We start from the raw sequence: 13,199 nt of genomic DNA, 5'->3' as shown, positions 1-13,199 counted from the left end.
GCCCTTTTTGTTGTGTCCGGCCTACTTCTTCGCTTCTTCCGCAATGACGTAGAGGTAGTCGACATAGGCCATCGTGACCTCGTCGAGCCCGTAGACCTTGGGGTCGGTGCTTGTGATCAGGAACCACTCGTTGGGCGCATGCGCGCCGCCGCCGCGGCCGAGGCCGAATTGCGAGGCGGGGAGGTTCAGCGGCGGGCCGTTGAAGATCACCCCCGGCCAGCTCCCGGCATTGCGCGGGCGGATGGTGTAGGGGATGCCCTGCGCCTCGAAGAGCTTCTTCTGCGCGCGGATCAGCGCCGAATCCTCAGCGGTCTCGTTGGGGCCATAGCCGCCCGAGACCGTCACCCGCACATCGTCGAATCCGCGGCGGGCGAGGTGGGCCTGCAGCTTGCTCACCGCCTCGGCCTTGGTCATGTTCGGGACGAGCCGGAATTCGAGCTTCGCCTCGGCGCGGCCCGGCAGCACGGTCTTGCCGCCCTCGCCGGTGTAGCCCGAAACGAGGCCCTGGATGTTGACGGTCGGCTGCGAATAGAACCGCTCGAGGCTGGTGCGATAGTCCTCGTCATTGATCCAGCGCCCCACGCCGAGCAGCGCCTTCTCACCCGCTTCGGCGCCGGGCTTGATGCTTTGCGCGATCAGCTCGCGCTGGCGCGGGGTGAGGGGCTGGACATTCTCGAACCAGCCATCGATCGCGGGGGTGTGCCCGTCATCGGCCACGAGGGTATCGAGCGCCTTGACCAGACGCCACGCCGGGTTCTCGATCCGGGCGTAGTTCGAGGAGTGGATGTCGGTCTTGGGATATTTGTCCGAGGTCTCGCCGCCCACCACCAGCTGGAACTCGACCGCGCCCTTGGCCCCGAGGGTGATCCCCGCACTGCCGTCACGGTTCTGGTTGGCCGAGGGGATGAAAACGCCGATCGCCTTCGCCAGCGCGGCCTGCACTTCGGGCACGGCAACGACCTGATCGAAGTGGGTCGAGGCGACCTCTTCCTCGCCCTCGGCCACCAGCACGAGATTGACGGGGAGCTTCTGCCCGCTCGCCTGAATCGCCTTGATCGCGGCGAGGAAGGCCATTTCGGGGCCCTTCTGGTTGACCACCCCGCGCCCGACGATCGCGGTGCCTTCGCCCGGGCGGTCGACCAGCGTCGCCTCGAGCGGGGCGGTGCTCCACTCGGCCGGGTCGAACTGCTTGACGTCATACATGAAGTAGATGCCGACGGTGGTCTTGGCCCCCGCATCGAGCGTCGCGAAGACGGCGGGGACGCCGTCGGTGGGGATGATCTTCGCCTGCTGGAACCCGGCATCGAGCGCGAGCTTCAGCATGTATTCCGCCCCCTCGGGCGTGCCGCGCTTCTCGGCGGCAATGGTGGGGAGCGCGACCCAGTCCTTGAGCGCTTCGAGAGTGGCGTCATGCCGCGCGGCGACGGTGGCTGCGATCTTTTCCCGCTGCGGTGTCTCGGCGGCCAGCGGCGCGCTCGCCAGCGCGATTACCGCAGCCAAGGTCCATCCCGTCCAAGCTCGCTTCATGTGCTGATCTCCCCTGTAGATGAGGGAAGAGGTATCAGGCGGCGCTCCAATCGCAATGAAATTTGCGACAGGCAGTCGAGGGAGCGGATGCTAGTCCAGCATCCCCATCATGCGCTGCGAGCTGACTTTCATCTTGAGGCTTTTGGGCGCTGCCGAGGCGGGGCGCTCCCACTGGCTTGCCGAACGCGCGGAGGCAACGCGGGGACGCGCCGCGGCGGGGGCTGCGGCAGCGGGTGCCACCTGCGGTGCAGCGCGCGGAGCCGGTTCAGGCTCGGGTTCGGGCGCGGGGAGGATGTCTTCGGATTCGGGCTCGGGTTCCGGCTCAGGCTCGGGGGCGGGTGGCGGAGGCGGCGGCGGTGCGACGGCTTCGGGCTGCGGAGCGACGGCTTCGGGCTGCGGCGCGGGCGCAGGCACGGAAGGAACCGGGGCGGCAACCGGCGGCGCCACCGGAGCGGGGGCGGGGACGGGTGCGGGTGCTGCCACAGAAGCGGGGGCTGGCACTGCGGGCGCAGGCGCTTCGGCGGATGCCTGCGCGAGGCCTGCCTGAATTTTCTCGGCCACCTCCTCGATCGAGCCGACCACCAGCAGCGGCTGCCCGCCGACGATGCCGACGCTGGTCTGCCCGTTCTCGGCGGTGCGCAGCCACGCGACGTTCGACGCCACCACGAGGTAGTTCCCGCCGCGCGATTCGAGCTTGATGAACTTCATGGGCGCGTATTTCCCGAGCAGAGACTTGATTGCACCGGCAACCGGGCCAAAGGCTTACGCGCACAGGGTTAAGAAAAGGGTTATTCGGACCTGCCGGTGGCGGCGTCGATCAGGCCCATCAGGGCGCTCCACGATTGCCGGTCGGCCAGCGGGTCATAGGCCGGATTGGCTTCGCCCGTGGGTGTGAAGGGGTTGGTGAAGCCGTGCTCGACGCGCGCGAAAGACAGGAAGTGCCAGTCCGCACCCACGCGGTCCATCTCCTCCCAGAAGGCGATGACGTCGGACCTGGGGACAAGCGAATCCGCGTCGCCGTGACACACCAGCAGCCGGGGCTTGATCGGGGCGACGGCGGGCAGGGGGGTGGCGAGCAGGCCATGGAAGCTTGCCGCCAGCACGAGGTCGGCGCCGTCGCGTGCCAGTTCGAGCACCGCCATCCCGCCAAGGCAGAAACCGGTCGCGATCTGCGGGAGGCCGGGCGCCAGTCCGGTGAGACAGTCGAGCGTCGCCCGCAAGCGCCGCCGCATCACGTGAGGATCGGCGCGCAGCCGCTCCATCGCCGCAAAGGCGCTCTCGATATCATGCGGCGCATCGGGGCCGTAGAAATCTCCGACCAGCGCCACGCAACCCGCTTCGGCGAGCGCCTCGGCCTTGGCAGCGACGCCCGGGGTGATGTTCATGAAGGTCGGGAACACCGCCACGGCCGCGCGTGGAGGGCCCGAAGGCCGCGCCAGCCATCCGGTCAGCGCGGTTTCGCCATCGGCATAGTCGATGCGTTCGGGCATCCTTACTCCACCGGCAGAAAATCGGGCACCGAGAGGTACCGCTCGCCGGTATCGTAGTTGAAGCCGAGCACCCGCGAACCCGCCGGCAGATCGGCGAGCTTGCTGGCGATGGCGGCGAGCGTCGCGCCGCTCGAGATGCCGACCAGCATCCCTTCCTCGCGCGCCGCGCGGCGGGCCATTTCCTTGGCCTCCTCGGCATCGACCGCAATCGCGCCGTCAATGGCAGCGGTGTGGAGGTTGCCCGGTATGAAGCCTGCGCCGATTCCCTGAATCGGGTGCGGGCCGGGCTGGCCGCCGTTGATGACCGGCGAAAGCGCGGGTTCAACGCCGTAAGCCTTCATCGCGGGCCAGTGCTTCTTCAATTCCTCGGCGCAGCCGGTGAGGTGCCCGCCGGTGCCGACGCCGGTGATCATGACGTCGACCGGGCTATCGGCAAAGTCGGCGAGGATTTCCTGCGCGGTGGTGCGGGCGTGGACTGCGGGGTTGGCGGCGTTATCGAACTGGCTCGGCATCCATGCGCCCGGCGTCTGCGCGACCAGCTCCATCGCCCGCTCGATCGCGCCCTTCATGCCCTTCTCGCGCGGGGTGAGATCGAAGCTGGCGCCATAGGCGAGCATCAACCGGCGGCGCTCGACCGACATCGATTCGGGCATGACCAGCACCAGACGGTAGCCCTTCACGGCAGCGACCATCGCGAGGCCGATCCCGGTGTTGCCCGAGGTCGGCTCGACAATCGTCCCGCCCGGTTTCAGCGCGCCGCGCGCCTCGGCATCCTCGACCATGGCAAGCGCGATGCGGTCCTTGATCGAGCCGCCGGGATTGGCGCGTTCCGACTTCACCCACACCTCGTGATCGGGGAACAGCCGGGCGAGGCGGATATGCGGGGTGCCGCCGATGGTGGCGAGGATGTTGTCGGCCTTCATGATGCTACCTCTCTCTTCAATTCCTGCGGCTCGAAGCTGCGGGCGCGGCGCAGTTCGGGGAAGTACCACGCCCAGACCAATGTCACGACTATCGCACCCGCCCCGCCGAATACAACCGCGCCGACCGCGCCCAGCAAGGCTGCGGCAAGGCCGGACTGCATTTCGCCCAGCTCGTTCGACGCAGAGATGGCAAGCCCGGAGATGGATGAAACCCGCCCGCGCTTTTCATCGGGCGTGAAGAGCTGGACCAGCGACGAGCGGATGAAGACCGACACCATGTCGACCGCGCCCATCGCCGCGAGAATCGCCAGCGACAGGACGAAGTATCGCGAGAAGGCGAAGGCTATCGTCAGCGCCCCGAAGGCCGCGACCGCCCACAGCATCTTGACCCCGACCTCGCGCTGGAGCGGGCGGAAGGACAGCCACAGCGCCACGCTTGCCGCGCCGAATGCGGGGGCGGCGCGCATCAGCCCGAGCCCCTCGGGGCCGACGAACAGGATGTCGCGCGCGAACACCGGCAGCAGCGCGGTCGCCCCCGCCAGCAGCACCGCGAAAAGATCGAGCGTGATGCATCCCAGCAGGAAGCGCTCGCGCCAAACATAGATCATGCCCTCTGTGATCTGCTTCAGGGGTTTGAGGCGCGGCCCGTCTTGCTTGGCGCGCACCGGGCGCACGGTGAGGATCAGCAGCATCGAGCAGCCGAGCAACGCGGAGGAAAGCGCGTGCGGTAGCCACTCGGCCCGCGCGAAGATCAGCCCGCCCACCGCCGGGCCGGCGACGCTCGCGGTCTGCCAGGCGATCGAGGACAGCGCGATGGCGCGCGGCAGCAGGGCAGGGGGGACGATGTTGGGCGCAATGGCGCTCATCGAGGGGCCGAGGAACACCCGCGCTGCGCCGTGCGCGGCGGCGAGGGTGAAGAGGATCGGCAGGTTCAAGGCATCAGCCCAGGTCGCGAGCGCCAGCACCACGGCCACGAGCCCGTCGATCCCGTTCGCGAAGGCCGCGACATGGCGGCGGTCGAAACGGTCGGCGGCGAGGCCTGCGACCGGGGTCAGCAGAAACAGCGGCACGAATTGCGCGAGGCCCAGGAGGCCGAGCTGGAACGAGGCCTCGGCCACGCTCATCCCGTAATCGTCGCGCGCGACGGCATAGAGCTGGTAGCCCAGCAGCACCACCATCGACATGGTGGCAAACACGCCCATGAAGCGCGCCAGCCAATAGCGCCGGTAATCGGGTATCTGAAGCGGGGAGGCAGGTTCGGTCACAGCGTCGGTCACGCCGCGCGCCATGGCAGGCGTTCGCGACTCTGCCAAGCAGGCGAAACTTGTGCGCCCGCGACTTTAGCTTGGGCTAGCGCGGGCGGCGCAGGCGCGGGTTGGGCTGGAGCTGGTCGATGATCGCGACGAAATCGTCGAGCCGGATGATCCGCTCGAACTGGAAACCGGCGCGGCTGTCGCGGGTCCATATCACATAGGCCTCGATCCGGCCGACGACCGGCAAGCGGATGATGATGCGGTCGCCGCGCTGGAGCTGCCCGCCATTGTCGACCATGAAGCCGTGCGCGGAGAGGTTGCAGACGTGAAGATGCAGGTCGCCGTGCACGAAATGCTCGACGATCGCCGGAAAGTCGACCGGATGACGCGCCGCACGGCGCAAGTCGGTTACGCTGAGATTAGCTCCACCTGCCACGTAGCGCGATCCTTCCCTCCGTCTGGGTCACAGACAAAGGGAAATGCCGCAGAAAGCCTGACAATTGGTAAAGGGCGCGGCTTTCAGCGGGTGACGAGCGCGTGGCGCTTCTTGCCGAGGCTGAGGCGCAGGATCTGGCCTTCGCCGGGAAGCACCAACTGGGCTGGATCGGACACGGTTTCGCCTTCGAGCTTGACCGCTCCTTCGGCGAGCTTGCGCTTTGCCTCGCCATTGGAGGCGGTGAGGCCGAGTTCGGTGAGGAGCGCGGCAAGGCGCATGCCCTCGGGGCCGGTGGCGATGCTCGGCAAATCCTCGCCCGCCCCGCTGCCGGCGAAGGTCTCGCGCGCGGTGGCTTCGGCGCGGGTCGCGGCATCCTCGCCACGGACGAGCCTGGTGACCTCGTTGGCGAGCACCACCTTGGCGGCATTAATCTCTGCACCTTCAAGCGCTTCGAGCCGGTTGATCTCGTCGAGCGGCAAGTCGGTGAACAGGCGCAGGAAGCGGCCCACGTCGGCATCGTCGACATTGCGCCAATATTGCCAGAAGTCGTAGGCAGGCAGCTGATCGTCGTTGAGCCACACCGCGCCGGCCGCGGTCTTGCCCATCTTCGCGCCGCTGGCGGTGGTCAGCAGCGGGGTGGTGAGACCGAACAGTTCGGCACCGTCCATGCGCCGGCCAAGCTCGATCCCGTTGACGATATTGCCCCACTGGTCAGAGCCGCCCATTTGCAGACGCACGCCAAGTTCGTGCGACAAGTGCCTGAAATCGTAGCCCTGCAGGATCATGTAGTTGAATTCGAGGAAGGTCATCGGCTGCTCGCGCTCGAGCCGCAGCCGAACCGAATCGAAGGTCAGCATCCGGTTGACCGTGAAGTGCGTGCCGACTTCCTGCAGCAGCTGGATATAGCCCAGCTGCCCGAGCCAGTCGTGGTTGTTGACCATCACCGCATCGGTGGGGCCGTCGCCGAATTTCAAGAGCTTGTCGAACACCGTGAAGATCGATTGGACATTGGCCTCGATCGTCTCGTCGGTGAGCATCTTGCGGCTCTCGTCCCGGCCCGTGGGGTCGCCGATCCGGGTGGTGCCGCCGCCCATCAGCACGATCGGCTTGTGCCCGGTCTGCTGCAAGCGGCGCAGCATCATGATCTGGACGAGGCTGCCGATGTGCAAGCTCGGCGCGGTCGCGTCGAAGCCGATATAGCCCGGCACCACCTGCTTGGCGGCCAGGGCATCGAGGCCCGCCGCGTCGGTCAGCTGGTGGATATAGCCACGCTCGTCGAGCAGGCGCAGGAGATCGGATTCGTAGGTGCTCATGGCGCGCGGCCCTATCAGCGTGAGGCCGCGACGGGAAGTGGCTTGCCCGCGCGGCGAGGAGCGCGCAGACTGGCGCGATGCACCCGCTGATGCTCCATGTCGCCTGTGATCTCGGCCCGGTTCGCGCCGTGACCGCCTCGGTCGCCGCCACGGCGCACGGGTGCGAGGCGGAGTTCCGGCTCGACGGGGCGATGGCCGGCATTGTCCTGCCCCCCGCCGCTCCGTCCGAACGGCGCGACAATCTGTGGCAGACGACCTGCTTCGAGATCTTCTGGCAGCCACTCGGCGAGAAGGCCTATCGCGAGTTCAACCTCTCGCCCTCGGGCCAGTGGGCGGCCTATGACTTCGATTCCTTCCGCGAGGGGATGCGCGATGCGCCGGTTCAGGCCATCGCCATCAGCTGCTCGCATGACGCCGCCGGGCTTGTGCTGCACGCCAGCATCGCCGCCGACCTCCCCGCTCCGGCGCAGGTCGCGCTCAATGCGGTGGTCGAGCACGCCGATGGCGCCAAGCAATACTGGGCGCTCGCCTTTCCCCCCGGCAGGCCCGAGTTCCACTCGGAAGCCAACCGCGCGCTGATTATCGAGCGCTAGCCGCCGTCACGAAGGGACGATTGCGCTTCACGATTTCCCGGTTGAGCACGAAGGCGAAGCTCACCCATATGAAATAGGGCACGTTGAGCCAGCCCGCGAAGGGGTTGTCCACGAGGCGCGGCAGCACCACCATCAGCCCTGTAACCGAAAGCCACAGGAAGACGTTCTCGCCCAGCGCCCAGTCGGGGCGCTTCAGCTTGAAGAACAGCGGCGACCACAGGAAGTGGAGCACGAAATTGGCGATAAACAGCGCCCACACCCCCATCCGCGCTTCGGGCGATGGGGCCTCGGTGAGGCCGATGTAGAAGCTCCACCCAGCAAGGCCGAGGATGATGGTCCAGGCCGGGCCGAACAGCCAGTCGGGCGGCTGCCACGGGGGTTTGCGCAAATCGCGATACCACTGGCCGATCTCGGTCAGCGCGCCGCCCGCGCCGCCGAGGATGATCGCCCAACCGGCGGCGACGGCTACGGGTGTCCAGTCGGTGTCCATATCCCTCTAACTGGCACACTCCCCGCAATGTTCCCAGCACTTCCCGCCAAGCCCCAACCCGGGCATTGCCTTTGCGCGGCGGCTGTTCCATCGCTTGAGGCATGAAGAACGGCATCGACCGGCTGCTCGCCGACCCCGAACTCCTCAAGCAACTCAAGGGCCGCCGCGTGGCGCTGGTGGCGCATCCGGCCAGCGTGACGTCAGACCTCACCCACAGCCTCGACGCGCTGATCGCGGCGGGCGTCAACGTCAGCAGCGCCTTCGGGCCGCAGCACGGGCTCAAGGGCGACAAGCAGGACAACATGGTCGAGACCGCGGACGAGATGGATCCGCGCTACGGCATCCCGATCTTCTCGCTCTATGGCGAGGTGCGCCGTCCGACGGGGCAGATGATGTCGAGCGCGGATGTGTTCCTGTTCGACCTTCAGGACCTCGGCTGCCGGATCTACACCTTCGTCACCACGCTGCTCTATCTGCTCGAGGAAGCGGCCAAGGCGGGCAAGGAAGTCTGGGTGCTCGACCGGCCCAATCCCGCCGGGCGTCCGGTCGAGGGCACGCTGCTGCTGCCGGGGCAGGAGAGCTTCGTCGGCGCCGCCCCGATGCCGATGCGCCACGGCCTCACGATGGGGGAGATGGGCCACTGGTTCATCGAACATTTCGGCCTCGACGTCGCCTACAAGGTTGTGGCGATGGAGGGCTGGGAGCCGGACGGCGAGGGCCATGGCTGGCCGACGTCACGCATCTGGATCAACCCCTCGCCCAATGCCGCCAACCTCAACATGGCGCGCGCCTATGCCGGGACGGTGATGCTCGAGGGCACGACGCTGTCCGAAGGGCGCGGCACCACGCGCCCGCTGGAGGTGCTGTTCGGCGCCCCCGACGTGGACGCAGGGAGCGTGCTCAAGCTGATGCACAAGCTCGCGCCCGACTGGCTGGCGGGCTGCGCGATCCGCGAATGCTGGTTCGAGCCGACTTTCCACAAGCACAAAGGAACGCTCTGCAACGCATTGATGATTCATGCAGAAGGCAGTTTCTACAATCACGACAGCTTCAAGCCCTGGCGCTTGCAGGCGCTCGCCTTCAAGGCGATCCGGCTGCTCTATTCCGATTACCCGCTGTGGCGCGACTTCCCCTATGAATACGAGCTCACCCGCCTCGCGATCGACGTGATCAACGGCGGGCCGGGTTTGCGCGAATGGGTCGAGGACCCGGCCGCGAAGCCTGCCGATCTCGACGCGGTGACGTCACACGACGAAGCCGCATGGATTGCCGAGGTGCGGCATCACCTGCTTTACTGAATGTGACGTCATGACGCCTTAGCGCATGACACAGACGGATGGCGGAGCAACCGCCACCGATGGGAGAGAGACAGAGAATGGCAACCGCGGCAGCGAGCGGCACCGGCGTGCAATCGGCAAGGCTGACCTTGTGGGTCCTGTTGACGGTCTACATCTTCAACTTCATCGACCGCCAGATCGTCAACATCCTCGCCGAGCCGATCGCGCGCGATCTCGATCTTTCCGACACCCAGATCGGACTGATGACGGGGCTGGCCTTCGCGCTGTTCTACACCGTTCTCGGCATCCCCATCGCCCGCCTTGCCGACCGCCAGACGACGAGCCGCCCGAAGCTGATCGCGGTGGCGCTCGCCCTGTGGTCGGGGATGACGGCGCTGTGCGGGGTGGCGCAGAATTTCTGGCAATTGCTGCTCGCCCGGATCGGGGTGGGGGTGGGCGAGGCAGGCTGCACGCCGCCGGCGCATTCGCTGATCAGCGACATGGTGCCGCCCGAAAAACGCGCCTCGGCGCTGGCTTTCTATTCGCTCGGTATTCCGGTCGGCTCGCTGCTAGGCATGGTGATCGGCGGGCTGCTCGCCGACTATCTCGGGTGGCGCGAGGCCTTCGTGGTGGTGGGACTTCCCGGCGTCGTGCTGGCACTGGTGGTGTGGTTCATGCTGAGGGACCCGCGCCGTTCTGACGCCGCGGCGGTATTGCGCGCCAAGAGCCAGCCCGCCGCGCTGCCACTCGGGAAAGCGGTGGGTGAAGTCATGCGCTCGCGGGCCTTCGTGCTGCTGGTTCTGGCGGGGTCGGCCGCAGCGTTCCTGTCCTATGGCAAGACCACCTGGACGACGATCTTCTTCCAGCGCACCCATGACATGACGCCGGGGCAGGTGGGTCTGTGGTTCGGGATCATCGGCGGGGTGGGGGGCATCCTCGGCACATGGCTGGGCGGCTATCTCGCCGACCGCTTCGGCGCCAAGAACCGCCGCCACGTGCTGACCGCGCCCGCCATCGGCATGGCGCTCGCCGTGCCGCTCGCCATCGCCGCCTATCAGGCGCCGAGCTGGCCGCTGGCGCTGGTTCTGATCTTCGTGCCGCAGGTGTGCAACTCGCTTTACTACGGCCCGTGCTATTCGGCCGCGCAGGGCCTCGTACCGCTGCGGGCGAGGGCGATCGCGGCGGCGAGCCTGCTGTTCTTCCAGAACCTGATCGGGCTGGGGTTGGGGCCGCTGTTCTTCGGCGTGCTGTCGGACTGGCTGCAACCCGCTTACGGCGCGGACTCGGTGCGCTACGTGCTCTACGGCGCGGCGGTGCTGGGGCTGGTGCCGGCGTTCTTCTTCTGGCGGTGCAGCCTGCACCTCGATGCCGAGCTCGACCGGAAGGGCTAGTCGGGCGCGCGCACCGGCTGCACCAGCGTCACCAGCACGAAGCTGATCAGCATCAGCAGATACCAGCTGCCATATTTGGCGAGGCTGACCATGTGCCACTCCTTCTCCTGCCCGGGGTAGTTCCAGGCATTGGCGAAGGTGGCGATGTTCTCGGCGAACCAGATGAACAGCGCGACAAGGCCGAAGCCGACCAACAGCGGCATCCAGCGGTGCACCCGCCAGTTCCGGAAGTGAACGCGGGTGCGCCAGAAGATCGCTGCCGTGGCGGCAAACAGTCCCCAGCGGACGTCGATGATGAAGTGGTGGGTGAAGAAATTGGCGTAGATCGCCGCCGCCAAGGCCCATGTTGTCCACGCGGGCGGATAGCCTGAGAAGCGGAAGTCGAAGATCCGCCACACCCGCGCGATATAGCTGCCGACCGCCGCATACATGAACCCCGAGAACAGCGGCACCGCCCCGATGTGGAGCACGCTCGCCTCGGGGTAGGTCCATGACCCGGCCTGCGTCTTGAACAGCTCCATCACCGTGCCGACGACGTGGAAGATGAGGATCACCCGCGCCTCGCGCCAGGTCTCCAATCGGAAGGCGAGCATCCCGGCCTGAATGGAGATGGCGGCGAGCGTCAGGAAGTCATAGCGGTGGAGCGGCGCGGTGTCGGGGTAGAACAGGTGCGTGCCCAGCAGGAGCGCTAGCAGCAGCCCGCCGAACAGGCAGGCCCAGCCCTGCTTGAATCCGAACAGCAGGAATTCGTAGAGCCACAGCCGCCAGCCCGTGCCCGGATCGAAGGCCTCGAGCCGGAGGCGGATCGCCTCGAAGCGGGTGTGGCTCACGCCCTGCGCAGCCGAGCGCCGATGAGCACCGCCGGGACAATCGAGCCGATGAAGGCGATGTGATACCACAGCGGGAAGGATGACCAGATCGGCTCGCTCAGGTGGACGGTGCCGCCCAGCAGCAACAGCACTCCCGCAGCGATGATGGCGGCGAGAGGCTTCGCCTGTGCAATGGCGGCGACGAGATAACCCGACCCGAGCAGAGCCCCGGCGCCCATGCACAGTCGCAGGATCATCATGGCGGCGGTAAAACTGTTCGTGGGGAAGGCCTCGGCATAGGCCGGCCAGACCATCATCGCGCCGCGGTTGATGAGCGAGACAAACAGGGCGAAGAAGATCACCCCGGCGACTACCGCAGCAAGCTGGCGCGCCATCAAGCCCCGTGCTTTCTGCTCAGCTCCCGCATGGCGTCATCCAGCCCTTCGAGCGTCAGCGGATACATCCGGTCGCCGACCAGCTGCTTGATCATCTTGGTCGACTGGGAATAGCCCCACTGCTTCTCCGGCACCGGGTTAAGCCACACGGTGGCAGGGTAGGTGTTGGCGACGCGCTGAAGCCATACCGCGCCCGCTTCCTCGTTCATGTGCTCGACGCTGCCGCCTGGATGGGTGATCTCGTAGGGGCTCATCGCCGCATCGCCGACGAACACGATCTTGTAGTCGTGGCCGTATTTGTGGAGCACGTCCCAGGTCTTGGTCCGCTCCTGCCAGCGGCGCTTGTTGTCCTTCCATACGCCTTCGTAGAGGCAGTTGTGGAAGTAGAAGAATTCGAGGTTCTTGAACTCCGCCGTGGCGGCGCTGAACAGCTCTTCGACCAGCTTGATGAAGGGGTCCATCGAACCGCCGACGTCGAGGAACAGCAGCAGTTTGACGGCATTGCGCCGCTCGGGCCGCATGCGGATGTCGAGCCAGCCCTGCTTGGCGGTGCCCTCGATGGTGCCGGGAATGTCGAGCTCGTCCGCCGCGCCTTCGCGGGCGAAGCGGCGCAGACGGCGCAGCGCCATCTTGATGTTGCGGGTGCCGAGTTCCTTGGTGTTGTCGAGGTTCTTGAACTCGCGCTTTTCCCAGACTTTGATCGCGCGCCCGTGCTTGGCCTCGCCGCCGATGCGCACGCCTTCGGGGTTGTAGCCCGAATTGCCGAAGGGGCTGGTGCCCCCCGTGCCGATCCACTTGTTGCCGCCCTGGTGGCGCTTTTCCTGCTCCTCGAGCCGCTTCTTGAGCGTCTCCATGATCTCGTCCCAATCGCCGAGGGACTTGATCTTCTCCATCTCCTCGGGCGTGAGGAATTTCTCGGCGACCGCCTTCAGCCAGTCTTCCGGGATGTCGACCGGGTTCTGGCCGTAATCGGACATGATCCCCTTGAAGACCTTCTGGAACACCTGATCGAAGCGATCGAGCAGGCCCTCGTCCTTCACGAAGGTCGCGCGGGAGAGGTAGTAGAAGGCTTCCGGGGTCTGCTCGATCACGTCCTTGTCGAGCGCCTCCAGCAGCGTGAGGTGCTCCTTGAACGAGGCACCGATTCCGGCGGCCCGCAGCTCGTCGACGAAATTGAAGAACATGGGAGCCTGATTAACCCGCGCGCCTGCCCCTGACCAGTCCCCAATCTTGCGAGGGGGACAGCGCAAATCTTAACCGCTTGCTTACCATCCTCTGCCTAGTGTCCCGCAACGCACAACA

14 protein-coding genes are annotated in these 13,199 nt (G+C 66.6%); 3 read left to right on the top strand and 11 right to left on the bottom strand.

What is annotated here, in order from left to right; translation table 11 throughout:
- Positions 1-21 precede the first annotated feature (21 nt).
- The 7 genes from PFX90_RS02195 to tyrS all read right to left on the bottom strand — a co-directional run bounded on the left by PFX90_RS02195 (position 22) and on the right by tyrS (position 6,942).
- On the bottom strand, positions 22-1,527 hold the full coding sequence (locus PFX90_RS02195) for a M20/M25/M40 family metallo-hydrolase (protein ID WP_285710041.1): 1,506 nt from the start codon (positions 1,525-1,527) through the stop codon (positions 22-24).
- A gap of 90 nt (positions 1,528-1,617) precedes the next feature.
- Entirely contained in the window at positions 1,618-2,235 is a 618-nt protein-coding gene (locus tag PFX90_RS02190; protein ID WP_285710038.1) for a hypothetical protein, read from the bottom strand.
- Between the two features lie 80 nt (positions 2,236-2,315).
- Positions 2,316-3,017, bottom strand: coding sequence for a dienelactone hydrolase family protein (locus PFX90_RS02185; protein WP_285710035.1), 702 nt, complete (start codon positions 3,015-3,017; stop codon positions 2,316-2,318).
- A 2-nt stretch (positions 3,018-3,019) separates the two neighbouring features.
- Positions 3,020-3,940: a cysteine synthase A gene (cysK, locus tag PFX90_RS02180; protein ID WP_285710033.1), complete on the bottom strand. Its 921-nt coding sequence runs from the start codon at positions 3,938-3,940 to the stop codon at positions 3,020-3,022.
- Positions 3,937-5,229, bottom strand: coding sequence for an MFS transporter (locus PFX90_RS02175; protein WP_285710030.1), 1,293 nt, complete (start codon positions 5,227-5,229; stop codon positions 3,937-3,939). The genes cysK and PFX90_RS02175 overlap by 4 nt, the downstream gene beginning before the upstream one ends.
- A 61-nt stretch (positions 5,230-5,290) precedes the next feature.
- Positions 5,291-5,629, bottom strand: coding sequence for a PilZ domain-containing protein (locus PFX90_RS02170; RefSeq protein WP_285710026.1), 339 nt, complete (start codon positions 5,627-5,629; stop codon positions 5,291-5,293).
- Positions 5,630-5,712: 83 nt separating this feature from the next.
- Positions 5,713-6,942 carry a tyrosine--tRNA ligase gene (gene tyrS / locus PFX90_RS02165; protein ID WP_285710024.1) on the bottom strand — a complete coding sequence of 410 codons (1,230 nt, stop codon included), beginning with the start codon at positions 6,940-6,942 and terminating at the stop codon, positions 5,713-5,715.
- A gap of 89 nt (positions 6,943-7,031) precedes the next feature.
- On the opposite strand from tyrS, the gene PFX90_RS02160 reads away from it, so the two are divergent.
- Entirely contained in the window at positions 7,032-7,535 is a 504-nt protein-coding gene (locus tag PFX90_RS02160; protein ID WP_285710022.1) for a DOMON domain-containing protein, read from the top strand.
- Here the strand turns inward: PFX90_RS02160 and PFX90_RS02155 are convergent.
- Positions 7,522-8,025: a TspO/MBR family protein gene (locus PFX90_RS02155; protein ID WP_285710021.1), complete on the bottom strand. Its 504-nt coding sequence runs from the start codon at positions 8,023-8,025 to the stop codon at positions 7,522-7,524. The genes PFX90_RS02160 and PFX90_RS02155 overlap by 14 nt on opposite strands.
- Positions 8,026-8,126: 101 nt before the next feature.
- Here PFX90_RS02155 and PFX90_RS02150 point away from each other — a divergent pair, with 101 nt between their 5' ends.
- A complete protein-coding gene (locus PFX90_RS02150; RefSeq protein ID WP_285710018.1) occupies positions 8,127-9,323 on the top strand; it encodes an exo-beta-N-acetylmuramidase NamZ family protein in 1,197 nt (398 codons plus the stop codon).
- A gap of 77 nt (positions 9,324-9,400) precedes the next feature.
- Positions 9,401-10,693 (top strand): spinster family MFS transporter, encoded by a 1,293-nt coding sequence (locus PFX90_RS02145; protein ID WP_285710015.1) that lies wholly within the window; start codon positions 9,401-9,403, stop codon positions 10,691-10,693.
- On the opposite strand, the gene PFX90_RS02140 is transcribed toward PFX90_RS02145, so the two are convergent.
- The 3 genes from PFX90_RS02140 to PFX90_RS02130 are packed head-to-tail and all read right to left on the bottom strand — an operon-like array spanning position 10,690 to position 13,081.
- Complete coding sequence (locus tag PFX90_RS02140; protein ID WP_285710012.1) at positions 10,690-11,523, bottom strand: DUF817 domain-containing protein; 834 nt, start codon at positions 11,521-11,523, stop codon at positions 10,690-10,692. The genes PFX90_RS02145 and PFX90_RS02140 overlap by 4 nt on opposite strands.
- Positions 11,520-11,897, bottom strand: a complete 378-nt coding sequence (locus tag PFX90_RS02135; RefSeq protein ID WP_285710009.1) for a hypothetical protein — start codon at positions 11,895-11,897, stop codon at positions 11,520-11,522. Before PFX90_RS02135 ends, PFX90_RS02140 begins: the two co-directional genes overlap by 4 nt.
- The gene (locus PFX90_RS02130; protein WP_285710006.1) at positions 11,897-13,081 is read right to left on the bottom strand and encodes a vWA domain-containing protein; all 1,185 of its coding nucleotides are present in this window, start codon (positions 13,079-13,081) and stop codon (positions 11,897-11,899) included. Before PFX90_RS02130 ends, PFX90_RS02135 begins: the two co-directional genes overlap by 1 nt.
- Between the last annotated feature and the right edge of the window lie 118 nt (positions 13,082-13,199).

Origin of the sequence: Erythrobacter oryzae, from assembly GCF_030271515.1 — a bacterium.
Taxonomy (GTDB): Bacteria; Pseudomonadota; Alphaproteobacteria; order Sphingomonadales; family Sphingomonadaceae; genus Erythrobacter; species Erythrobacter oryzae.
This window is presented reverse-complemented; position numbering and strand designations above follow the sequence as displayed.